A 22,668-nucleotide genomic window follows, 5' to 3' on the forward strand; every position below is an offset into this window, starting at 1 on the left:
GCCCGGGCGGTGCGCGGTGCGGGCTCAGGCGAGCCGTACGACGGCTCGCGCCCCGGACATCACCTCCTGCCCCTCGAAGCGGGCGCGCAGGCGGATCACGGCCCGGCGGTCGGCCAGCTTCCGCTCGACGACGCCGGTGATGCGCACGGTCGCGCCGGCGTCGTCGTCGGGCACGACGACCGGCCGGGTGAAGCGGCGGACGCTGTACTCGACGAGGGCCGAGGGGTCTCCCGCCCAGTCGGTGACGACCCGTACGGCGGTGGCGATGGTGTAGGTGCCGTGGGCGATCACGTCGGGCAGGCCGACGGCCTTGGCGATCCGTTCGTTCCAGTGGGTGGCGGTGAAGTCGGAGCAGGCGCCGCAGTAGCGGAGCAGGTCGACCCGCCGCACGGTGATGTCCTGCGCGGGTATCTCGGTGCCGACCTCGATGTCGTCGTGGGCGACCTTGGCTGCCATGTCACGCCTCCTGGGGCTGCAACGCCGGGGCCGGGGCCTGCCGGGGCAGGTCCGCCGTGCCGCGGGAGAGGATCGTGTTGACGACGGTGCACACGTGCTCGCCGTCCACCGTGCTGATCCGATGGGTCATCACCCACTGCTCGTGTTCGCCCATCACGCTCATGTCGTCCACGGTCGTGGTCTGCACGAGCCGGTCGCCCGGCCCGATCGGCCTTTGGTGTTCGACCCGTTGGGCCCGGTGCACGCACACCGGTTCCTTCCGTTTGCCGAACTCCGGGTCGTACAGCGGCCAGCCGCCGAAGCGGAAGAAGAGCATGACGGCGAAGGAGGGCGGCGCGATCACGTCCGGATGGCCGAGCGCCCGTGCCGCCTCGGGGTCGAGGTAGACCGGATGGGTGTCGCCGGTGGCGATCGCGTAGTCGCGGATCTTCTCCCGGCTGACTTCGTAGACCTCGCTCGGTCCGTGGGTGCGGCCGATGAAGTCGTGGTTCAGTGCCATGTCGCCCCCTGGTGTGCGCTGTTCGGCGGGTCAGTCCCGGATGACGGTCTTGGTGCGCATGAGGAATTCCGCGAGGTACCGGTCGTGCGGGAGGCCCGGTCGCATCCAGTACGTCGGGTGGTCACCGACGTGGACGTTGCTGATGGTCGGCTCGTCGACGAGCTGCTCCAGGAGCCGTTCGTCGTCGGTGATCGCGGTGACGACGAGCGAGTCGCGCAGCGGCGCGATCCCGTCGACGCGGCTCCAGGGCGCCACCCATACGCAGGGGAAGCCCAGTTCGACGCCGGTCTGCGGGGCGTCGGCGCGGTCGAGCCGGAACACGGCCGGGCGCAGTACGGCGCTGCCGTCGCCCAGGTCGTCCACGACTCCGTCGCCGCCCAGATGGGCCGTGGCACCGCCGGCGCTGCGCAGCAGGTATCCCTCGATGGCGCGGGCGGCGGCCAGGGGCTGGACGGGCAGGACGGCCTCGGGGTGCCGCGGCGGCAGGCTCGGGATGGCCGCCAGCCTCTCGGCGAGCGCGTCGGCGACGGCGGCCGCCTGGTCGGGTCCGCCCTCGACGAGAACGGCGGTGGCGTTGACGCAGGCGGTGCCGCCCTCGTCCGCTACCGAGTCGACGATGGTGTCCAGGTGGGCTCGCCAGTCTCCGCCGGTCACCAGGATCTTGGCCCGGCCGGGCCCTTGGGGCAGCACGGTGCTGTGCCCGGCGTACTTGCGCACCACGTCGTCGCCGCCGTAGACGAGCGCGAGGTCCGCACCCGCGACGACCGTGTCGGCGACTGTGTGGTCGGTCGGGGTCAGCGCGATGTGGTCGGCGCCGAAGCCCGCCTCGCGCAGGGCGGCGACCAGGCGGTGCGGCGTGAACGGCTCGCGCCGCGAGGGCCGTACGACGACCCGGTAGCCAAGGGCTAGGGCTTCCAGCCACAGGGCGTGCACCCCGGGGTGGTTGCCCGCGGCGTGCACGGCGAAGACGTTCCCGCGCCGGGTCCACACCGCGGCGCCGGCCCGGGTCGCGGAGTCGCGCCAGTCGCCGACGGCGGCCTGGGGCCGGGCCTGGAGCACCGTGCCCGCGGCCTGGGCAGCCGCGTCGGCGACGATGCCGGTCGCGGCGCGGACGACGGGGAAGGGCAGACCGGAACAGCGGCTGACCAGCTCGCGGTAGGTGTCCGGGTCCAGTCCGCCGACGGTGCCGGAGGCGAACAGCCGGCCGGCCCGCTCCAGTGCGGCGGCACGCTCGCCGGGCGGCAGCGGATCGGCCGACCGCAGTGCGGCGAGGGCGCGGTGCACGAACAGCGGCGGCACGATGCTCAGTTCGGCGAGCGGCTCCCCGGTCACGTCGGGCACGGTCAGGCGATTGCGGGCTCGGTAAGGGCCGTTGGCGCCGAACGCGTCGAGCTGGAGGAGCTCCTCGCCCGCGTCCCGTAAGGCCGCTCCCGTGGCCGCGGTGGCCGGTCCGGGCATCAGTAGACCCCTTCGATGACGGCCTGGTCGTCGAAGGTGGCCACCGGGCTGACGTCGGCGACCGAGTCGCCCATCTGCCCCTCGGGCGGCCGGATGCGCACGGCGGTGTCGCGTTCGAGGTTGTTGGGCAGCAGCATGGCCTTGCTGATGTGGTTCATGACGACCTGGCCGCGCTCGCCGTAAGGGACGTGCTCACCGGTCGCGGGGTCGATGACGGAGAAGGTGATGTAGGGCGCGAAGGGGTCGAAGACGCACCGGTCCTGGCCGGCCGGTTCGATGCGCTCCAGCGAGCCGCCGAGGATCATCGTGCTGCCGTAGGCGCCCTGGAGCTGGATGCCCGGGAAGACCTCGGTGCGGAACAGGTGGCGGGTGTCGGCGTCCATGTGGGCGCCGCCCCACTGGATGTGACGCACCTTCTGGTTGATCAGCGCGACCAGCCGCTCGTCCTGCGCGAGCCGCTGGAGCAGCGGCGGGGTCGTGATCAGTACGCCGACGTCCTGGGTCTCCAGCAGGAACCCGGCCTGTGTGACCAGGTGGTCGGCGTAGCGTGCGGCGTCCTCGGCGCGGCCCTCCGCGATGGCCTTCTTCACCCAGCGCGGGTCCATGTCGACCGTGAAGAGGATGCCGCCGCTGCGCCTGGCGCCCTCGCGCAGCGCGGCGCCGAAGATGTGCGGGCCGTCGGGCATCAGGGCCAGCCAGTTGACGCCCCGCGGGCAGCCGCGGGCGTCCAGGTGGCGCTGGCTGAAGGCGAGCCAGCGCTCCATCCAGTCGGTCGTGCAGACGACGCGCTTGGGGGCGCCGGTGGTACCGCCGCTCTCGTAGACGCCGTACAGGTCGTCAGGCAATGTGAGGCCGCGCGGGATCAGCTCCTCGACGCGCACGTCACGCAGTTCGTTGACGAGGTTGGGGAACAGGCTCAGGTCGGCGAAGCTCTTGACGTCCCTGAGCGGGTCGAAGTCGAGCTTGCCCGCCCGCTCGAGCCAGAACGGAGAGCCGGTCTCCGGGCTGAAGTGCCACCGCATCGCCGCGGTGATGAGTTCCTCGCCGTCCGGCGTCTCGTCGGCCGGGCAGTCGAGAACCGGGTCCGTGCGGCCGTGGTCCGACATGTGCGTCCTTCCCCAGGGGCATGGCGATCAGCTGCGATTCCACGCTCGCACAGAGTTACATTCCCAGTCAAGGGATGTGCAATCTTTGACGGCGAGTTAGAGTCGATGGGAGCGGATGCGCGGGCCGGGGCCGGACGGACCGCCCGGAGCTTCCGAGGACGGGGGAACCAAATGCGGGCGGACTCCCGCGGCCGGACCGCGGAATTACGCGAGTTGCGTGAGCGGGTGCGGCGCGGACCGAGCGAGAAGGCGACCGCGGCTCAGCACGCCAAGGGGAAGCTGACGGCACGTGAGCGGATCGAACTGCTGCTGGACGCCGGGACGTTCCACGAGACGGAGCAACTGCGGCGGCACCGGGCACAGGGCTTCGGGCTGGAGAACAAGCGCCCGTACACCGACGGCGTGATCACCGGCTGGGGCTCGGTCCACGGCCGGACGGTCTTCGTCTACGCCCATGACTTCCGCGTCTTCGGCGGCGCCCTCGGCGAGGCCCACGCGCAGAAGATCCACAAGCTGATGGACATGGCGCTCGCCGCCGGGGCCCCGCTCGTCTCGCTCAACGACGGTGCCGGCGCCCGCATCCAGGAGGGCGTCACCGCGCTCGCCGGGTACGGCGGCATCTTCCTGCGCAACACCCGGGCCTCCGGGGTGATTCCGCAGATCAGCGTGATGCTGGGCCCGTGCGCCGGCGGCGCCGCGTACAGCCCGGCGCTGACGGACTTCGTGTTCATGGTGCGGGACACCTCCCAGGTGTTCGTCACCGGCCCGGACGTGGTCAAGGCGGTGACCGGCGAGGAGATCGGCCACGACGGGCTGGGCGGCGCGGACGTGCACGCGGGGACGAGCGGCGTGTGCCACTTCGCCTACGACGACGAGGAGACCTGCCTCGAGGAGGTGCGGTATCTGCTGTCCCTGCTCCCCGCCAACAACCGCGAGCAGCCGCCGCGGGTGCCGTGCACCGACCCTCCCGACCGGGCGGGCACGGCCCTGCTGGACCTGGTCCCCGCGGACGGCAACCGCGCCTACGACATGCGTGCGGTGATCGGGGAACTGGTCGACGAGGGCGAGTTCTTCGAGGTGCACGAGCACTGGGCGACCAATGTCGTGGTGGGACTGGCCCGGCTGGACGGCCATGTCGTCGGCGTCGTCGGCAACCAACCCGCCCGGCTCGCCGGGGTGCTGGACACCCGGGCCAGCGAGAAGGCGGCCCGCTTCGTCCAGATGTGCGACGCGTTCAGCATCCCGCTGGTCACCCTGGTGGACGTCCCCGGGTTCCTCCCCGGCGTCGCCCAGGAGCACGGCGGTATCGTCCGGCACGGCGCGAAGCTGCTGTACGCCTACTGCAACGCCACCGTGCCGCGTGTCTCCGTCGTCCTGCGCAAGGCCTATGGCGGGGCGTACATCGTGATGGACTCGCAGTCGATCGGCTCCGACGTGACCTATGCCTGGCCGACGAACGAGATCGCCGTGATGGGCGCGGAGGCCGCGGCCGACGTGATCTTCCGCCGGCGGATCGCCGAGGCCGACGATCCGCAGGCCGTCCGCGCCACGCTGGTCAAGGAGTACGCAGCCGAGCTGATCCACCCGTACTACGCGGCCGAACGCGGCCTCGTCGACGACGTCATCGACCCCGCCGAGACCCGCGGGACGCTGGTGCGCACCCTGGACATGCTGCGCTCGAAGCACGCCGATCTTCCCTACCGCAAGCACGGCAACCCACCGCAGTAGGCGAGGACTTCAAGGGACGAGCCTGGGCCCTTCCCGGCTCTTTCGGGGGTCCGGCCGGGGCTCTGCCGGGGCTGCACATGGGCTCTCCCGGGGCTGCACCTGGGCTCTTCCGGGGCATGCCGCGACCCGTCCGGGGCTCTTCCGGGGCTCTGCCGCGACCCTTCCGGGGCTCTCCGGGGGCGAAACTTTCGCGTCGCCCCGTTGGCCTTTCCCCTGTGTGCGCGGTCGGCACATAGTGAGGGGGCTGTCTGGCGACGGGGGCGTGCGACGCCCCGTGAAGGGACGAGATGACGCGCAAGAACGCCCTGGTGGTCCGCGGCGGATGGGAGGGGCATCAGCCGGTCCGGGCGACGGAACTGTTCCTGCCCTTCCTGCGCGCCAACGGGTACGCCGTCCGTATCGAGGAGTCCACCGACGTCTACGCCGACGCCGACGCGATGGCCGGAACCGACCTCGTCGTGCAGTGCGTGACGATGTCGCAGATCACCGCCGAGCAACTGGCAGGGCTGAGCGGGGCGGTCGTCGCGGGCACCGGCTTCACGGGCTGGCACGGCGGGATCGCCGACTCGTTCCGGGCCTCGTCCGACTATCTCCATCTGGTGGGCGGGCAGTTCGCGACCCATCCGGGCAAGGAGCCGTGCGAGCGCCGGGGCGGCCAGGAGGACAACTATCTGCCGCACAGCGTGAACATCACCGAGCTCGGCCGCGAACACCCCGTCACCGCCGGCATCGAGGACTTCGAGCTGGACACCGAGCAGTACTGGGTGCTCCACGACGACCTGATCGACGTGCTCGCCACGACGACCCATCCGGTCCGGCCGTGGCACCCCTGGCACCGCCCGGTCACCTCGCCGGCGGTGTGGACCCGTCGTTGGGGCGCCGGACGCGTCGTCGTGACGACCCCGGGGCACAGCCTCGACGTACTGGAACACCCCGCAGTCCGCACCGTCATCGAGAGGGGCATGCTGTGGGCGGCGCGCACCGCATCGGCATCGTAGGACTCGGCGTCATCTCGCGCGCCTACCTGGACACCCTCGTCGGCCACCCCGCGGTACGCGTCACGGCCGTGGCCGACCTCGACGCCTCCCGCTCGGCCGCCGTCGCGACGGAAGTGCCCGGCGCCCGGGCCATGGGCGTCGAGGAGCTGCTGAGCAGCCCGGACGTGGACACGGTCCTCAACCTCACCGTCCCCGCGGCGCACGCCGAGATCGCCCTGCGCGCGATCGGCCACGGCAAGAACGTGTACGGGGAGAAGCCGCTGACCGCCGAACTCGCCGACGCGCACGCCGTGTTGGAGGCAGCCGCGAAGGCGGGCGTCACCGTGGGCTGCGCGCCGGACACCGTCCTGGGCACCGGCATCCAGACCGCGCGGGCGGCCGTGGCCGCGGGGACCATCGGGCGCCCCCAGTTCGCGTCGGCGGTGATGGTCACGCCGGGCCACGAACGCTGGCATCCGCACCCCGACTTCTACTACACCGCAGGCGGCGGCCCACTGCTGGACATGGGGCCGTACTATCTCGCGTCCCTGGTCCATCTGCTGGGCCCTGTGCGAGCCGTGACGGGGGCGGTCGGCCGGCTGCGCGACGAGCGCGTCATCGGCTCCGGTCCGCGCGCGGGCGAGCGGATCCCGGTCGAGGTCGAGACACACGTCAGCGGCGTGCTGGAGCACGTCGGCGGGACGCTGACGACGATCACGACCAGCTTCGACGGCGTGGCCACGACCGCCACACCGATCGAGGTGCACGGCGAGAAGGGCACGCTCGCGGTGCCCGACCCGAACCGCTTCGACGGCGAGGTCCGGCTCTTCGCACTCGGCGACACCCAGTGGCGCACACAGCCGGTCTCGGCGGGCTACGTCGACGGCGCCCGTGGCGTCGGCCTGCTGGACTTCGTCACCGCCGGCCCGCGGCGAGCACCCCGCGCGAGCGGCGAACTCGCCCTGCATGTACTGGAGACGATGACCGCGCTCCTGCGCTCGGCGTCCGAGGGCCGCCGCATCGAGCTGACGACCTCGGTACAGCCGCCGGTGTCCGTACCGCTGACGGCCGCTGCGGAATGGCGGGGTGCCGGCGTCCGGTGACAGCGGCTCCGGTCAGTCGACCGGCCAGGTGTGGGCGGCCGCGTTCAGATGCATGTACTCCATGTACGTCCGGGTCATCCGCCGCAACGCCTCGTCCCGGTCGGTGCCGGCCTTCTCCAGGTGGTGGACCGTCTCCGCCTGCCACAGGGCCCCGTTGCGGGCGGTGACGCAGCGCTGCTCGATGATGCCGAGCAGGGGTTCGCGCCAGGCCGCGTCCATGCCGGCGAGTTCCAGGCCCCGGTGGGCCTGGGCCAGCAGGCGCCGCAACACCAGCTCCGTGACCGGCACCTCGCCCATGCCGGGCCAGTACAGGCGGGCGTCGATGCCGTCGCGGGCGGCGGTGTGGAGGTTCTCCTCGGCCACCGAGAAGGACATCCGGGTCCAGACCGGCCGGTCGTCGTCGACCAGGGCGCGCGTGAGGCCGTAGTAGAAGGCGCCGTTGGCGATGGTGTCCGCGACGGTGGGGCCGGCGGGCAGGACCCGGTTCTCGATGCGCAGATGGGGGCCGCTGTCGGTGACGGCGTAGACAGGGCGGTTCCAGCGGTAGATCGTGCCGTTGTGCAGGGTCAGTTCGCCCAGCTGCGGCGCGTCGCCGCGGTCGTGCGCCTCCTGCGGGTCCTCGTCGTCGCACAGCGGCAGGAGGGCCGGGAAGTAGCGCACGTTCTCCTCGAAGAGGTCGAAGACGCTGGTGATCCAGCGCTCCCCGAACCACACCCGGGGCCGTACGCCCTGCGCCTTGATCTCCACCGGTCGGGTGTCCGTGGCCTGCTCGAACAGCGGGATGCGCGTCTCGCGCCACAGCTCCTTGCCGAAGAGGTACGGCGAGTTCGCCGCGAGGGCGATCTGTACGCCGGCGACGGCCTGGGCGGCGTTCCAGTAGTCGGCGAACTCCCGCGGCGAGACCTGGAGGTGGTACTGCGTGCTGGTGCAGGCGGCCTCGGGGGTGATGGTGTCGGCGTACGTCGACAGGCGCTCCACCCCGTCGACGGTGATCCGGAGGTCCTCGCCCCGTGCGGCGAAGATCTGCTCGTTGAGCAGCCGGTAGCGCGGATCGCCGGACAGGGCCGTCTCGTCCACGTCGGTCTCGCCCAGCGTCGGCAGGATGCCGACCATGATCAGGTGCGCGCCCACGGCGGAGGCACGTTCCTCGGCGTGGTTGAGCGCCTCGCGGATGGCCTGCTCCCACGCCCCGGGCCCGCCGGTCGTCAGCTCGCGCGGCGGGATGTTGATCTCCAGGTTGAAGCGGCCCAGCTCGCTCGACCAGGCGGGATCCGCGATGGCCCGCAGGACGTCGGTGTTGCGCATCGCCGGTCGCCCGTCGGCGTCGACCAGGTTGAGCTCGATCTCCAGCCCGACCTGCGGCCGCTCGCTCACGAAGGTCGACTCGCGCAGCATCTGCGCCAGCACGTCGAGGCAGGTGTGCATCTTGTCCCGGTACCGGCGGCGATCCTCCCGCGTGAACACCAGGGCCGGAACGTCACGTCCCATCGTGCCCTCCCGAGTCCCCTCGGCGGATACCTCTCGTCCCAGAGTGGCACTTCGGACGGCACCGGGACAGTCAGGGGACGACGTCGGCCCGGTCGGGTGAGCGAGCCTGCGGTGCCCCGTCCAGTGTTCCGGCCCACGTCAGATCCCCCTTGCCGCCCGTCTCGCACCCACCTAGCCTGAGTTTGTGCCGCAAATAAACAAAGCCCGTCAGCACAATGTCGTGCCGGGCACCAGCCGCGACCTGACCCGCCTGCGTACAGCCATCACCGCCTTCTTCGCCCTGGACGGCTTCCTCTTCGCCGGCTGGGTCGTCCGGATCCCCGCCATCAAGCACCAGACCGGCGCCTCCGCCGGTGACCTGGGCCTCGCCCTCCTCGGCGTCTCCGCCGGCGCCGTCCTCACCATGACGCTGACCGGCCGGCTCTGCCGCCGCTACGGCAGCCACCAGGTCACGGTCGTGTGCGCCGTGCTGCTCTCCCTCAGCGTGGCCCTGCCCCCGCTGACCCACTCGGTGCTCGCCCTCGGTGCCGTCCTGCTGATCTTCGGAGCGGCCTACGGCGGCATCAACGTCGCCTTCAACAGCGCGGCCGTGGACCTGGTCACCGCCCTGCGCCGGCCGATCATGCCCAGCTTCCACGCGGCCTTCAGCCTGGGCGGCATGGTCGGCGCGGGCCTCGGCGGACTGGTCGCGGGGGCCCTCTCCCCCACCCTGCACCTCGCGGGCCTCGCCGTCGTCGGACTGCTCGTGACGGCGGTGGCCGCCCCGACGCTGCTGCGCCACGAGCCACCGTCCGCCCCGACCCCCGCACCCTCCGCACCCTCCGCACCCTCCGCGCCCGAGGCCTCGCGCCGCCCGCGGGGCAGAACCCGTGGCCTGGTGATCGTCTTCGGCCTGATCGCCGGGTGCACGGCCTACGGCGAGGGCGCCATGGCCGACTGGGGCGCCCTGCACCTCGAACAGGACCTCGACGCCTCGTCCGGTGTCGCCGCCCTCGGCTACACCTGTTTCGCGCTGGCCATGACCATCGGCCGGCTCAGCGGTACGGCCCTGCTCGAACGGCTCGGTCACGGCCGTACCGTCGTCGCGGGCGGCGCCACCGCCGCGGCCGGGATGCTGCTGGGCTCCCTCGCGCCGAGCCTGTGGGCCGCGCTGCTCGGCTTCGCGGTGACCGGCCTCGGCCTGGCCAACCTCTTCCCCGTGGCCGTCGAACGCGCGGGCACCCTCGCAGGCCCGAGCGGCGTCGCCACGGCCTCGACCTTCGGCTACGGCGGCATGCTCCTCGGCCCGCCCGCCATCGGCTTCATGGCGGACTGGCTCTCCCTGCCCGTCGCGCTGACCAGCGTCGCCGTACTCGCGGCCATCGCCACACTCATCGGGGTCGCCACCCGGCGCGCGGTGCCGAACTGACCCTGCTCGAAGGCGCGTTGCGGGCCCGGCGCATTGTGGGTCCCGGCGCATTGTCGGTCCCGGCGCATTGTCGGTCCCGCCCGCGCCGCGGATGATGACCGGATGGCACGACTCCACGACATCGTCATCGACTGTGCCCGTCCGGCCGCCACCGCTCGTTTCTGGGCCGCCGCCCTCGACGGTTACGCCGTCGCCCCGTACGACGACGCCGAGCTCGCCCGGCTGCGGGCCCGGGGGATCGCCGGCCCGGAGGACGACCCCACCGTGCTGGTCGAACCCGTCGGCGGCGGCCCCCGCCTGTGGTGTCAGCTCGTCCCGGAGCCCAAGCGCGGCAAGAACCGTCTGCACCTGGACCTGGTCTCCGCCGACCCGGAGGCCGAGATCGCCCGGCTCACCGCGCTCGGCGCGACCGTGCGGACCCGCCACAAGGACCACTGGGTGCTGGCCGACCCCGAGGACAACGAGTTCTGCCTGTTCCCGGCCTCGTCCTGAGCGTCCTCACACCCGGGCGAGTTCCGCGGCCCCGAAAGACACGTCGAAGCGGTCGCACCAGATGCTGACGCTGCTGTACCGGGACAGGTCGACGTCCTTCGGCACGGCATAGTTCTGGCTGCCCTTGTTGCCCTTGAGCCGGCCGAGGCTGATGTGCGCGCCGTCGTCGAACACGCGCCAGCCGCCCACGCCCTCCTTCACCGGCGCGTCCGTCAGCCAGACCCGCAGGTCCGGCCCGTTGCTGGTGTCGAGGTTCTCCAGCCGCAGGACATGGGAGCCGTCGGCCAGCCGCAGGAGTCTTGCCGAGCCCGAGGTCGCGTGCTCATGGCTGATCAGCTCACCGCCCGCCAACGTCCTCGGTCCCGGTGCCGAAGTGGCCGGTGCGGCGGTCCCCACCGCGGCAGGCAGGGCCTCCTCCACGGTTGTGTCCTGCCACAGCTTCCACGGCTGGAACCAGTACAGCCCGAGGCCGCCCGCGACGAGGACCAGCACCAGCACCCCGAGCCCCAGCGGCCCCCACAGCGCCTTCCGCACGCGCCCCATACCCGTCTCGCTCTCCGGTAGTTGTCCGTCGCCGTCCATTCAACGGAACCCGGAGCCCGCCGTGTACACGCGGCGTGATGACGAAAGTCTTACGTCGATGCGCAGAGACCCGTCTCCCGTGGAGCCCCCTCCGTCCGGCACACTCTCCCCATGGAGACAGCCGACTTCGTGCGCACACTGGACCGTGAGGGCCTGCTGCTGGCCGCGGCAGCCGAGGAGGCGGGCACGGACGCCAAGGTGCCGACCTGCCCGCAGTGGCTGGTGCGGGACCTGGTGCGGCACACCGGGACGGTGCACCGCTGGGCGGCGGCGTTCGTGGCCGAGGGACACACCTCCTACCAGCCGTACGGCGGCCCGCCCGACCTCGACGGGACGGAGCTGCTCACCTGGTTCCGGGAGGGCCACCGCCACCTGGTCGACACGCTCGCGGGCGCCCCCGCCGACGTGGAGTGCTGGCACTTCCTGCCCGCCCCGTCACCGCTCGCGTTCTGGGCCCGCAGGCAGGCGCACGAGACGACGATCCACCGCTTCGACGCCCAGTCGGCGCGCGGCGGCACCCCGGACGGGATCGAGACCGGCTTCGCCGCGGACGGCGTCGACGAGTTGCTGCGCGGCTTCCACGCCCGGTCCAGGAGCCGCGTCCGCAGCGCCGAACCCCGGGTGCTGCGGGTGCGGGCGACCGACACGGACGACGCCGAGTGGACCGTACGGCTGTCGCAGGAGCCGCCCGTGACCGAGCGCGGCGGCACCGCCCCGGCCGACTGCGAGATCTCCGGGCCGGCCGACCTGCTCTACCTGTCGCTGTGGAACCGGGTGCCCTTCCCGCAGGTGAGCGGCGACGTCTCCATCGGCACGCTGTGGCGGGAGAACTCCGCCGTCATCTGACGCCGAACCCGGCCCGTGCGCCGGTCAGTTCGTCAGCATCCTGGTCAGCACCGCGCGCTGCAGCGGCAGCACCTCGCCGTGCAGCGCCCGCCCCCTCGCCGTGAGGGCCACCACCACGCCGCGCCGGTCCTGCTGGCACATGCAGCGCTCCACGAGGCCGTCCTTCTCCAGCCGGGCGATCAGCCGGGACAGCGCGCTCTGACTGAGATGGACACGCTCGGAGATCTCCTGCACCCGCAGTGACGAACCGCCGCGCCCCGAGCCGCCGGCCAGCACGTCCAGGACCTCGAAGTCACTTGCGCACAGGCCGTGTTGATGCAGTGCGCGATCGAGTTCGCACTGGGTGCGCGCATGCAGCGCCAGGATGTCCCGCCACTGGTCCACGAGCGCCTGCTCGGCCTTCTTCGCCGCCATGGGCGCACCGTAGCAGAATTCCGCGATCATTGCACTCGCATTAAATGCGTTTGCATCTCATGCATGCGCATGTAGTGTCCTCGGCATGACCTCTCCGCTCAACTCCCCGGCGGCCGCGCCCTCCACGGCCCGCTGGACGCCCCGGCTGTGGGGCACCCTGCTGGTGCTGTGCGCCGCGATGTTCCTGGACGCGCTGGACGTGTCGATGGTGGGCGTCGCCCTGCCGTCCATCGGCGCCGACCTGGGCCTTTCGACCTCGACCCTGCAATGGATCGTCAGCGGCTACATCCTGGGCTACGGCGGCCTGCTCCTCCTCGGCGGACGCACCGCCGATCTGCTGGGCCGGCGCCAGGTGTTCCTGGTGGCCCTGGGCGTCTTCGCGCTGGCCTCGCTGCTCGGCGGTCTCGTCGACTCGGGTCCGCTGCTGATCGCCAGCCGCTTCATCAAGGGCCTGGCAGCGGCGTTCACGGCACCGGCGGGCCTGTCCATCATCACCACGACCTTCGCCGAGGGCCCGGTGCGCAACCGCGCCCTGTCGATCTACACCACCTGCGGCGCCACCGGCTACTCGATGGGCCTCGTCTTCTCCGGCCTGCTCACCGAGGCCAGTTGGCGTCTGACCATGCTGCTGCCCGCGCCCATCGCGCTGATCGCCCTGGCCGTCGGCCTGAAGCTGCTGCCGCGCAGCGAACGCGAGAGGGCGGAGGGCGGCTACGACATCCCCGGCGCCGTCCTCGGCACCGCCTCGATGCTGCTGCTCGTGTTCACCGTCGTACAGGCCCCCGAGGCCGGCTGGGGATCGGCCCGCACGATCCTGTCCTTCGTCGCGGTCGCCGTCCTGCTCACCGCCTTCGTCCTCGTCGAGCGGCGCAGCCCGAGCCCGCTGATCCGGCTGGGCGTGCTGCGCTCCGGGGCGCAGGTGCGGGCGCAGCTGGGCGCGTTGACGTTCGTCGGCAGCTACATCGGCTTCCAGTTCCTGGTGACCTTGTACATGCAGCAGCTGCTCGGCTGGTCGGCGCTGCACACGGCACTGGCCTTCCTGCCGGCGGGTGCGCTCGTGGCGCTGTCGGCGACGAAGGTCGGTGCGGTCATCGACCGGTTCGGCACCGCCCGGCTGATCGCGGTCGGCTTCGCCCTGATGGTCGCGGGCTATCTGCTGTTCCTGCGCATCGACCTCGACCCGCTCTACGCGGCGGTGATCCTGCCGACGATGCTGCTGGTCGGCTCCGCCTTCGCGCTGACCTTCCCGTCGCTCAACGTCCAGGCCACCAACGGCGTCGACGAGCACGAGCAGGGCATGGTCTCGGGTCTGCTCAACACCTCGGTGCAGGTGGGCGGCGCGCTGTTCCTGGCCGTGGTGACGGCGGTCCTGACCGCGAACGCGCCGAAGGAGCCGGCGTCCCCGCAGGCCGCGCTGGACAGCTATCTGCCCGCTCTGGTCGTCATCACCGGGATCGCGGTCGTGGGGCTGCTGATCGCCCTCACCGGACTGCGCACCCGCCGCGAGCAGCGGACCGTCGTGGTCGCCAAGTCCACCGCCGAGGAGGCGGAGGCGGAGGCGGAGCGCGTGGCGGTCCGCGACTAGGCGAACGCCTCCCATGTGTGCCCGGCGGAGCCGCTTGCTCCGCCGGGCACACCCCTGTTTGACTCGAGGGATGGAGAGTTACGGGGGACGGCGCGGTCAGGCCGAGCGGGACGCGATCACCGTCGAGATCGGGTACGCGCTGTTCAGCGCGGCGTTCGCGGCGGCGCTGCTGTTCGCGGCGATCGTCGGGCCGGCGTACGTCTTCGACCTGTCGAAGGGCACCCGCGGCACACTCTTCGGCGTCGGCACCACGGTCTCGGTCGTGCTGTTCTTCGCCCGGGTCGTCAGCGTCCTGACGCGGTTCCGCCGGGAGTCTCAGCCCAACCAGCCGGGCCGCACCAACCCCGACTCGTAGGCCAGCACCACGAGTTGGGCACGGTCGCGGGCGCCGAGCTTCACCATGGTTCGGCTGACGTGGGTCTTCGCGGTGAGCGGGCTGACCACCAGGCGGCGGGCGATCTCCTCGTTGGACAGGCCGATGCCGACCAGCGCCATCACCTCCCGCTCGCGCTCGGTGAGTTCGGTGAGGGTGCCGGCGGCCGCGGGCTCCTTGGAGCGGGCGGCGAACTCGGCGATCAGGCGGCGGGTCACGCCTGGCGACAGCAGCGCGTCGCCCTCGACCACGGCCCGTACGGCACGCAGGAGTTCGTCCGGTTCGGTGTCCTTGACCAGGAAGCCGGAGGCGCCCGAGCGAATCGCCTCGAAGACGTACTCGTCGAGTTCGAAGGTGGTGAGCATGACCACCTTCACTCCCGCGAGGGCGTCGTCGTCGGTGATCCGGCGGGTCGCGGCGAGTCCGTCGAGGAGCGGCATGCGGATGTCCATCAGGACGACGTCGGGCCGCAGTTCGCGCACCTTGCGCAGTGCCTCCTCGCCGTCGGCGGCCTCGCCGGCCACCTCGATGTCGGGCTGGGCGTCGAGCAGCGCCCGGAAGCCGGCCCGCACCAGTGACTGGTCGTCGGCGAGCAGTACGCGGATCACCGGTCCTCCTTCGTCTCGGCGGGTGCCTTCAGCGGCAGTACGGCGAGCACCCGGAACCCTCCGTCGTCGCGCGCGCCCGCCTCGATCGTGCCACCGAGCGCGGCCGCCCGCTCCCGCATTCCGGCCAACCCGTTGCCGCTGCCGCCCGCGTCGGCGCCGGTCGCGGGTCCGTCGTCGTCGATGCGCAGCCGCAGTGTCGCGCCGTCGCCGTGATCGAGGCGCACCCGCGCGTGCCGTGATCCGGAGTGGCGTACGACGTTGGTGAGGGCTTCCTGCACGATCCGGAAGGCGGCGAGGTCGGTGCCGGGCGCGAGGCGGGGCGGCTCGCCCTCGATGTCGACGGTGAGGCCGGCGCTCGCGGCCTGCCGGACCAGTTCGGGCAGCCGGTCGAGACCGGGGGCGGGTGCGCGCGGGGCGTCGCCGGGGGTGCGCAGCGTGTCGAGGACCTGGCGGACCTCGCCGAGGGCCTCCTTGCTCTTGGCCTTGATGGTGGTCAGTGCCGAGCGTGCCTGTTCGGGGTCGGTGTCGAGCAGCGCGAGGCCGACGCCCGCCTGGACGTTGATCACGGAGATGCTGTGCGCGAGGACGTCGTGCAGTTCGCGTGCGATGCGCAGCCGTTCCTCGTCGGCCCGCCGCCGGGCCGCCTGCGCCCGTTCGGCGCGCTCCTTCACCCACTGCTCGCGTCTGGTCCTGGCCAGCTCCGACACCGCCACGATCGCCGCGACCCAGGCGGCGATCACGCCCTCCTGGCCCCAGGGTGCGGCCCGGTCGCCGGAGGGCGGCAGCCACTCGTAGAGCCAGTGGGCCACCAGTACATGGGCTGCCCAGAGCGCTCCGACCGCCGTCCAGGCGGCCTTGCGGTGCCCCATGACGATGGCGTTGAAGCAGGCCACGGCGACGGTCAGGAAGACCGGTCCGTAGGGGTATCCGGCGCCGAGGTAGACCATGGCGGCGGCGGTCGTGCCGAACGCGACGGCCACGGGGTGGCGCTTGCGCCACAGCAGCAGTCCGCCGGCGACGAGCAGCAGGACGCGGGCGAGAGGGTCGAGGTCCTCGCGGTCGTGCTGGCCGCGGGCCGCGTAGTTGGAGCCGACCATCACGAAGAACGTGATGAGCAGGGTGGAGCGCCAGGGCCAGCGCTGGACGCGCTCCTCGCCGTCCTCCCACCGGTTCCACCACGGCGGGCCGTGCCGCCACCACATCGGCGGTCCGCCGCCGCGGCGTGCCTGCTGCTCGTCCATGCCCGCCACGCTAGACGCGCCGACCGCCCGGCGGCGTCACCCGCGCGTGGTGATCACGCGTACTCCCCGCGAAGTACGTCCCCCACCCCCGACTTCCGCAGGCGGTGCCCCTCGGGCCGGGCCCTGCGGCTCACTCCAGGCCCACTCCGTGAGCGAGCCGGACCACGGCGTGGCGGAAGAACGGCTCCCTGTCCTCGACGACCCGGTTGAACTGCCCGAACAGCTCGAACCCGACGAGCCCGTAGAGCTGTGCCCAGGCCGCGACGAGGGCGACGACCGTCGCAGGGGGGAGGTCGGGGGCCAGGTCGGCCGTCATCCGTTCGGCCTCGGTGCGCAGTTCGGCGGGCAGGAGCGGCGGCTCGGCGAGGGCATCGCGCCGGTGGGCGTCGCGGAGGATGCCGATGAGGAGGAGGCCGACGCGGGAGGCGGGCGGGACCGTGGTGTCGGGGGCGATGTATCCCGGCACGGGCGACCCGTAGATCAGCGCGTACTCGTGCGGACTGCGCAGCGCCCAGGCGCGTACGGCGTCCGCCACCGCCGACCAGCGCTGGACGGGTCCGGCGTCCGCGACCTTGGCGTGCGCGGCCTCCGCGCTCTCGCCGAGGGAGTCGTAGGCGTCGATGATGAGAGCGGTCAGCAGGTCGTCCCGGCTGGGGAAGTAGCGGTAGAGCGCGGAGGAGACCATGCCGAGTTCGCGGGCCACGGCGCGCAGCGACAGCTTGGCGGCGCCCTCGGCGGCGAGCTGTCTGCGGGCCTCGTCCTTGATGGCCGCGGTGACTTCCATCCTGGCGCGGGCGCGGGCGCCCTGTGCGGTGCTGCTCATGTGAGGCAGTCTCCCACGAAAGACGGAGCAGTGCGCACAATCGAGAGCACTGCTCTTGCTTTGGATCGCCAATCTCGTGCACACTGCTCTCAAGCGAGAGCAGTGCTCTCTCAAATCGTCCTACGGGAGTCTCCATGTCGTCGCCGTACTACCTCAAGGGCAGTCCGCTGACCGTCCGCCTCAACAGCGTCATCGGCTGGCTGGCCCGGCACGGGCTCAGCATCGCGGGCACGGCGGAGATGTCGGTGCCCGGTCGCAAGAGCGGCAGGATGCAGCGCATCCCGGTCAACCCGCACGTCCACGAAGACGGGCAGTACCTCGTCTCGGCCCGCGGCCACTCGCAGTGGGTGCGCAACATGCGTGCCGCCGGGGGCGGGGAGCTGCGGGTCGGCCGCAAGGTCCGCGAGTTCACGGCGGTGGAGCTTCCCGACTCGGAGAAGCTCCCGCTCCTGCGGACCTATCTGGAGAAGTGGGGCTGGGAGGTCAACCAGTACTTCCAGGGCGTCACCGCGAAGTCCTCCGACGAGGAGATCACCGCCTGCGCCCCCGACCACCCCGTCTTCCGGATCACCGTCCGGAAGTGAGCCGGCGTCCCTGCCGCGCCGGGGTCTCCGTCAGGAGGTCGCCTCGTCGGCCGCCGGTGCCTGGCGGCGGTCCATCGCGGTCAGAGCGCGCTGGGCCATGGGGTGGTTGCGGACCAGCTCGCCCAGCGACGTCGAGCCGCGGGTGATGTCCATGAACGCCTTCCAGGCCGGCCGCAGACCGGTCAGCGCCGCGTGGAAGAGCCCGGGGCGTCGCTCGAACACCGTCAGCAGCCGCTTGCCGACGCTCATCTCGACGCCGAGTCCCGCCTTGATCGCGAAGGCGTAGTTCAGAGCCTGGCGCCGGGCGTCCACGGCGTCGTGCGCCTCGGCGATCCGCACCGCCCACTCCCCCGCGAGCCGCCCCGACCGCAGCGCGAACGAGATGCCCTCGCGTGTCCACGGCTCCAGCAGTCCCGCCGCGTCACCGCACACCAGCACCCGCCCGCGCGAGAGCGGGGAGTCGTCCGCCCGGCAGCGGGTCAGATGCCCGGAGGAGATGCTCGGTTCGAAGCCGGCGAGGCCGAGCCGTCCGATGAACTCCTCCAAGTACCGCTTGGTCGCGGCGCCTTCGCCGCGCGCCGAGATGACACCGACCGTGAGCGTGTCGCCCTTGGGGAACACCCAGCCGTAACTCCCGGGGATCGGCCCCCAGTCGATGAGGACCCGGCCCTTCCAGTCCTCGGCGACCGTATCCGGCACCGGGATCTCCGCCTCGAGACCGAGATCGACCTGGTCGAGCTTCACCCCGACATGCGCTCCTATGCGGCTCGCGCTGCCGTCCGCGCCTACCACGGCCCGCGCGAGCAGCGTCTCGCCGCCCTGGAGGACGACGGCGACGGAGCGCCGGTCCGGCACCGCCGAGCCGTGCTGTTCGACGCGCTGGACGGTGACGCCGGTGCGCACCTCGGCGCCCGCCTTCTGCGCGTGCTCGACGAGTTGCTGGTCGAACTCGGGCCGGTTGATCAGGCCGAACAGCATCTGCTTGGAGCGGCGGGTGCGGGTGAAGCGGCCGTTGTTCGAGAACGTCACCGCGTGCACCCGGTCCCGCAAGGGCAGCTCGAAGCCGGGCGGCAACGAGTCCCGGGAGGGGCCGATGATGCCGCCGCCGCATGTCTTGTAGCGCGGCAGCTCGGCCTTCTCCAGCATCAGTACGCGCCGCCCGGCGACCGCCGCCGCGTACGCGGCCGAGGCCCCCGCCGGTCCCGCACCCACCACGACGACGTCCCACACCTGCTGCACGTCGTCCGCCGAAGAGTTCTCGCTGCTCACGATGGTCTACTGCTCCCGATCAAGCCGCCGCCTGCTGCTGTCCCTCCGCATCCTACGGCGGGCATCGTCGCAGGCCGCTGTGGGAGGATCACAGCACTCACACGTACAACGTCGCACCCACAAGGAGCGTGCCCATGTCGTCGAATCCGGTCGCCGAGACCGTCGCCTCGCTGATGCCCAGGGCGCGGGCGGAGCTCACCGAACTGGTGGCGTTCAAGTCGGTGGCGGACTTCGACCAGTTCCCGAAGAGCGAGAGCGAGGGCGCCGCCCGCTGGGTCGCCGACGCGCTGCGCGCGGAGGGCTTCGAGGACGTCGCCCTGCTGGACACCCCCGACGGCACGCAGTCGGTGTACGGCTACCTGCCCGGGCCCGAGGGCGCGAAGACGGTCCTGCTGTACGCCCACTACGACGTGCAGCCCCCGCTGGACGAGGCCGCCTGGAGCACCCCGCCCTTCGAGCTGACCGAGCGCGACGGCCGCTGGTACGGGCGCGGGGCCGCCGACTGCAAGGGCGGCCTGATCATGCACCTGCTGGCGCTGCGCGCGCTCAAGGCGAACGACGGCGTGCCGGTACACCTGAAGGTGATCGCCGAGGGTTCGGAGGAGATGGGCACCGGCGGTCTGGAGCGCTACGCCGAGCAGCACCCCGACCTGCTGGCCGCCGACACCATCGTGATCGGCGACGCGGGCAACTTCCGCGTCGGGCTGCCCACGGTCACCTCGACCCTGCGGGGCATGACCTCGGTGCGCGTGCAGATCGACACCCTCGAAGGCAACCTGCACTCCGGCCAGTTCGGCGGGGCCGCGCCGGACGCGCTCGGCGCGCTGATCCGCGTACTGGACTCGCTGCGCGCCGAGGACGGTTCGACGACGGTGGACGGGCTGACCGGCGAGTCGTCGTGGCAGGGGCTCCAGTACGACGAGCAGCAGTTCCGCGACGACGCCAAGGTCCTCGACGGCGTCGAGCTGCTCGGCTCCGGCACGGTCGCCGACCGCATCTGGGCCCGCCCGGCCGTCACGGTCCTCGGCATCGACTGCCCGCCGGTCGTCGGCGCCACCCCGTCGGTGCAGTCGAGCGCGCGTGCCCTGCTGAGCCTGCGGGTGCCGCCGGGTGTGGACGCGGCCGACGCGACCAAGCTGCTCCAGGCCCACCTGGAGAACCACACGCCGTGGGGTGCCCGGGTGCGCACCGAGCAGACCGGCCAGGGCCAGCCGTTCCGCGCCGACACCAGCAGCCCGGCGTACCAGGCGATGGCCGACGCGATGGCGGTGGCGTACCCCGGCCAGGAGATGCAGTACGCCGGCCAGGGCGGCTCGATCCCGCTCTGCAACACCCTCGCCGCGCTGTACCCGGACGCGGAAATCCTCCTGATCGGCCTGAGCGAGCCGGAGGCGCAGATCCACGCCGTGAACGAGAGCGTGTCGCCGCAGGAGCTGGAGCGGCTGTCGGTCGCCGAGGCGCTGTTCCTGCGGAATTACGCGGCGAGTTGAGGGGCGCGGCGGTGAGGATGGGTGCGTGACCCGCACCGAACGCCTCGCCGCCCACGCCGACATCGCCACGTCGCTCGCGCTGCTCTCCGACCGTGAACTCGCCGCTCTCGTGGAGTCGGGCACACCGCTCGGCACCGGGATCGGCGGGCGTTCGGCGCTGGTCGAGGTGGACGGCGGACGGGTGTTCGTGAAGCGGGTGCCGCTCACCGACGTCGAGCTGCGGCCGGAGAACGTCCGCTCCACGGCGAACCTGCTGGGCCTGCCCGCCTACTTCCACTACGGGATCGGCAGCCCGGGGTTCGGTGCCTGGCGTGAACTCGCCGTGCACACGATGACCACCAACTGGGTACTGGCCGGCCGGTTCCAGGGCTTCCCGCTCACTCACCACTGGCGGGTCCTGCCCGACACACCGCAACCGCCCCACGAGTTGCTCGCCGACCTGGAACGGGCCGTCGCCTACTGGGGCGGCGGCCCGCAGGTGCGTGAGCGGCTGGCGGGGCTGCGGACGGCGTCGGCGAGCCTGGTGCTGTTCCTGGAGTACGTGCCGTACACCCTGAGCGACTGGCTGGACGCCAGGGTGCGCACGGACGACGCCGACGCCGCGTGCGCCTTCGTGGAGAAGGAACTGACGGCCGTCACCGGCTTCCTGCGGGAGGAGCGCCTGCTGCACTTCGACGCCCACTTCCACAACTTCCTCACCGACGGGCAACGGCTCTACCTCGCCGACTACGGCCTCTCCCTCTCCGCCCGCTTCCCGCTCACCCCGCAGGAACGGGACTTCTTCGAGCGGCACCGGGACTACGACCGCGTGTACACCGCCTTCCACTACGTGAACTGGCTCGCGACCGCCCTGTACGGCCATGACCCGGACGGCCGCGAGGCCTTCGTGCGTGCCTGCGCCGACGGCGAGCCGGCCCGGGGGATCCCGCGGACCGCCGCCGACATCATCGAGCGCTACGCGCCGCTCGCAGCCGTCATGGGCGACTTCGCCCGGCAGCTCCAGCACGAGAGCAGGCTGACCCCGTTCCCCGACGCGGAGCTGCGGCTCGCTCAGGAAGGCTGCGGAATGCCCGCCTCCAGGTAGAGCGCGGCCCCGCGTTCACGTGCCCTGAGCGCCCAGCGCAGCCGCTCGTAGCGCACCGGCGGCAGCAGTTCGGCGGCCTCCTCCTCGGTGACGAAGCGCCAGTCGCGCAGCTCGGGTCCCGGCAGCAGCAGACGCCCGGCCTCCTCGGAGTCGAGCCGTCCGCCGTCGAAGAGCAGCCGCAGGCCGCCGTAGCCCGGAGGCATGGGCCGCTCCCAGTCGACGACCAGGAGGCGCGGTACGTCGTCGAGCCGTATCCCCGTCTCCTCGGCGACCTCACGCATGCCCGCCCGCGCGGGTGCCTCGCCGCGCTCGACGACACCACCGGGGAACTCCCAGCCGGGCTTGTACGTGGGATCGACGAGCAGCACCCGATCCTGCTCGTCGAAGAGGAGGACGCCCGCGGCGAGGGTCTCGGCGGTGGGCTCGGGCGTCTGCACGATGTCGCAGACCGGAACGGTCCCGTCACCGACCGCTTCGGCGATCCGGACAGCGGTCTCGTACGGCGTCAGACGGCTGTTGTCGACCGGGTAGGCGTCGGCGGTGAGCCAGGAGCCGAGCGCGGTGCGATACGGCTCTATGTGGTCGTACGACCACCGCCGGATCCGTATCTCGCCGTCGGGCAGCTCCGGCGGGACCTCCCGCCCCGCTATTCGCTCCCGCAGGATCGTTTCCGCCGGGGTGAGGAGCACATGCTGGACGGTGATGCGGCGGGCGGCGAGGCCGCCGAAGATCTCGTCGCGGTACTCCTGGCGCAGCAGCGTCATCGGGACCACGAGGGTCCCGCCGAGCTCGGCGTGCAGCGCGGCTGCCGTGTCGATCACGAGACGGCGCCAGATCGGCATGTCCTGGAAGTCACCGACCTCGGTGAGGTGTTTGGGCGGGAGCAGGTGGGTGAGTGCTCCGCCGATGACCTCGGGGTCGAAGAGCGTGCTGTTCGGGATCAGCTCGATCAGTTCCCGTGCGGCGGTGGTCTTCCCCGCACCGAAAGCGCCGTTGATCCAAACGATCACGTTTCCCCCTCTTCTGTTTGGCCCCCTGTGGCTTGCCCGCTCCA

The 22,668-nt window shown here is 72.0% G+C and carries 23 protein-coding genes; 11 read left to right on the top strand and 12 right to left on the bottom strand.

The features are described from left to right. Positions 1-24: 24 nt before the first annotated feature. From PGH47_RS04790 to PGH47_RS04805, 4 genes are read right to left on the bottom strand one after another with little or no spacing between them, the layout of a single operon-like run. A complete protein-coding gene (locus tag PGH47_RS04790; protein ID WP_271662385.1) occupies positions 25-456 on the bottom strand; it encodes a MaoC/PaaZ C-terminal domain-containing protein in 432 nt (143 codons plus the stop codon). Position 457: 1 nt separating this feature from the next. Continuing rightward, positions 458-955 carry an FAS1-like dehydratase domain-containing protein gene (locus PGH47_RS04795; protein ID WP_271662386.1) on the bottom strand — a complete coding sequence of 166 codons (498 nt, stop codon included), beginning with the start codon at positions 953-955 and terminating at the stop codon, positions 458-460. 30 nt (positions 956-985) lie between these two features. Continuing rightward, positions 986-2,413: an aldehyde dehydrogenase family protein gene (locus tag PGH47_RS04800; RefSeq protein WP_271662387.1), complete on the bottom strand. Its 1,428-nt coding sequence runs from the start codon at positions 2,411-2,413 to the stop codon at positions 986-988. Next, positions 2,413-3,519: an AMP-binding protein gene (locus PGH47_RS04805; protein WP_271662388.1), complete on the bottom strand. Its 1,107-nt coding sequence runs from the start codon at positions 3,517-3,519 to the stop codon at positions 2,413-2,415. Before PGH47_RS04805 ends, PGH47_RS04800 begins: the two co-directional genes overlap by 1 nt. A gap of 171 nt (positions 3,520-3,690) precedes the next feature. Here PGH47_RS04805 and PGH47_RS04810 point away from each other — a divergent pair, with 171 nt between their 5' ends. The 3 genes from PGH47_RS04810 (at position 3,691) to PGH47_RS04820 (ending at position 7,327) form a co-directional block, all read left to right on the top strand. Further along, positions 3,691-5,247, top strand: a complete 1,557-nt coding sequence (locus PGH47_RS04810; RefSeq protein WP_271662389.1) for an acyl-CoA carboxylase subunit beta — start codon at positions 3,691-3,693, stop codon at positions 5,245-5,247. Positions 5,248-5,534: 287 nt separating this feature from the next. Then, positions 5,535-6,245, top strand: coding sequence for a ThuA domain-containing protein (locus PGH47_RS04815; protein ID WP_271662390.1), 711 nt, complete (start codon positions 5,535-5,537; stop codon positions 6,243-6,245). Next, entirely contained in the window at positions 6,215-7,327 is a 1,113-nt protein-coding gene (locus tag PGH47_RS04820; protein WP_271662391.1) for a Gfo/Idh/MocA family protein, read from the top strand. The genes PGH47_RS04815 and PGH47_RS04820 overlap by 31 nt, the downstream gene beginning before the upstream one ends. 12 nt (positions 7,328-7,339) lie before the next feature. Here the strand turns inward: PGH47_RS04820 and PGH47_RS04825 are convergent, their stop codons facing one another. Beyond that, complete coding sequence (locus PGH47_RS04825) at positions 7,340-8,815, bottom strand: glutamate-cysteine ligase family protein (RefSeq protein ID WP_271662392.1); 1,476 nt, start codon at positions 8,813-8,815, stop codon at positions 7,340-7,342. 220 nt (positions 8,816-9,035) lie between these two features. On the opposite strand from PGH47_RS04825, the gene PGH47_RS04830 reads away from it, so the two are divergent. Together PGH47_RS04830 and PGH47_RS04835 are read left to right on the top strand one after the other, a co-directional pair. Next, positions 9,036-10,223, top strand: coding sequence for an MFS transporter (locus PGH47_RS04830; protein ID WP_271662393.1), 1,188 nt, complete (start codon positions 9,036-9,038; stop codon positions 10,221-10,223). Positions 10,224-10,325: 102 nt separating this feature from the next. Then, complete coding sequence (locus PGH47_RS04835) at positions 10,326-10,715, top strand: VOC family protein (protein ID WP_271662394.1); 390 nt, start codon at positions 10,326-10,328, stop codon at positions 10,713-10,715. 6 nt (positions 10,716-10,721) lie between these two features. Here the strand turns inward: PGH47_RS04835 and PGH47_RS04840 are convergent, their stop codons facing one another. Then, complete coding sequence (locus PGH47_RS04840) at positions 10,722-11,258, bottom strand: DM13 domain-containing protein (RefSeq protein WP_271662395.1); 537 nt, start codon at positions 11,256-11,258, stop codon at positions 10,722-10,724. A gap of 150 nt (positions 11,259-11,408) precedes the next feature. Here PGH47_RS04840 and PGH47_RS04845 point away from each other — a divergent pair, with 150 nt between their 5' ends. Further along, positions 11,409-12,143: a maleylpyruvate isomerase family mycothiol-dependent enzyme gene (locus tag PGH47_RS04845; RefSeq protein ID WP_271662396.1), complete on the top strand. Its 735-nt coding sequence runs from the start codon at positions 11,409-11,411 to the stop codon at positions 12,141-12,143. A 24-nt stretch (positions 12,144-12,167) separates the two neighbouring features. Here the strand turns inward: PGH47_RS04845 and PGH47_RS04850 are convergent, their stop codons facing one another. After that, positions 12,168-12,557, bottom strand: coding sequence for a MarR family winged helix-turn-helix transcriptional regulator (locus tag PGH47_RS04850; protein WP_271662397.1), 390 nt, complete (start codon positions 12,555-12,557; stop codon positions 12,168-12,170). Positions 12,558-12,642: 85 nt separating this feature from the next. Between PGH47_RS04850 and PGH47_RS04855 the strand changes: the two genes are divergently transcribed. Next, complete coding sequence (locus tag PGH47_RS04855) at positions 12,643-14,142, top strand: MFS transporter (protein ID WP_271662398.1); 1,500 nt, start codon at positions 12,643-12,645, stop codon at positions 14,140-14,142. 70 nt (positions 14,143-14,212) lie between these two features. After that, positions 14,213-14,497, top strand: a complete 285-nt coding sequence (locus PGH47_RS04860; RefSeq protein ID WP_271662399.1) for a DUF6332 family protein — start codon at positions 14,213-14,215, stop codon at positions 14,495-14,497. Here the strand turns inward: PGH47_RS04860 and PGH47_RS04865 are convergent. From PGH47_RS04865 to PGH47_RS04875, 3 genes are all read right to left on the bottom strand, one after another. Beyond that, positions 14,458-15,123, bottom strand: coding sequence for a response regulator transcription factor (locus tag PGH47_RS04865; RefSeq protein ID WP_093745033.1), 666 nt, complete (start codon positions 15,121-15,123; stop codon positions 14,458-14,460). The two genes, PGH47_RS04860 and PGH47_RS04865, sit on opposite strands and share 40 nt — an antisense overlap. Then, on the bottom strand, positions 15,120-16,364 hold the full coding sequence (locus PGH47_RS04870) for a sensor histidine kinase (RefSeq protein WP_271662400.1): 1,245 nt from the start codon (positions 16,362-16,364) through the stop codon (positions 15,120-15,122). Before PGH47_RS04870 ends, PGH47_RS04865 begins: the two co-directional genes overlap by 4 nt. 130 nt (positions 16,365-16,494) lie before the next feature. After that, positions 16,495-17,187, bottom strand: a complete 693-nt coding sequence (locus tag PGH47_RS04875; RefSeq protein WP_271662401.1) for a TetR/AcrR family transcriptional regulator — start codon at positions 17,185-17,187, stop codon at positions 16,495-16,497. Positions 17,188-17,321: 134 nt separating this feature from the next. On the opposite strand from PGH47_RS04875, the gene PGH47_RS04880 reads away from it, so the two are divergent. Continuing rightward, the gene (locus PGH47_RS04880; protein WP_271662402.1) at positions 17,322-17,771 is read left to right on the top strand and encodes a nitroreductase family deazaflavin-dependent oxidoreductase; all 450 of its coding nucleotides are present in this window, start codon (positions 17,322-17,324) and stop codon (positions 17,769-17,771) included. A 30-nt stretch (positions 17,772-17,801) separates the two neighbouring features. On the opposite strand, the gene PGH47_RS04885 is transcribed toward PGH47_RS04880, so the two are convergent. Beyond that, positions 17,802-19,040, bottom strand: a complete 1,239-nt coding sequence (locus PGH47_RS04885; RefSeq protein WP_271662403.1) for a geranylgeranyl reductase family protein — start codon at positions 19,038-19,040, stop codon at positions 17,802-17,804. A 134-nt stretch (positions 19,041-19,174) separates the two neighbouring features. On the opposite strand from PGH47_RS04885, the gene PGH47_RS04890 reads away from it, so the two are divergent. Further along, positions 19,175-20,530 carry a dipeptidase gene (locus PGH47_RS04890; RefSeq protein WP_271662404.1) on the top strand — a complete coding sequence of 452 codons (1,356 nt, stop codon included), beginning with the start codon at positions 19,175-19,177 and terminating at the stop codon, positions 20,528-20,530. Positions 20,531-20,555: 25 nt separating this feature from the next. Continuing rightward, on the top strand, positions 20,556-21,614 hold the full coding sequence (locus tag PGH47_RS04895) for a protein kinase family protein (RefSeq protein ID WP_271662405.1): 1,059 nt from the start codon (positions 20,556-20,558) through the stop codon (positions 21,612-21,614). Here the strand turns inward: PGH47_RS04895 and PGH47_RS04900 are convergent. Next, the gene (locus PGH47_RS04900) at positions 21,581-22,624 is read right to left on the bottom strand and encodes an NUDIX hydrolase (protein WP_271662406.1); all 1,044 of its coding nucleotides are present in this window, start codon (positions 22,622-22,624) and stop codon (positions 21,581-21,583) included. The genes PGH47_RS04895 and PGH47_RS04900 overlap by 34 nt on opposite strands. Positions 22,625-22,668 lie beyond the last annotated feature (44 nt).

Source organism: Streptomyces sp. HUAS 31, from assembly GCF_028198125.1.
GTDB classification, from domain to species: Bacteria; Actinomycetota; Actinomycetes; order Streptomycetales; family Streptomycetaceae; genus Streptomyces; species Streptomyces chartreusis.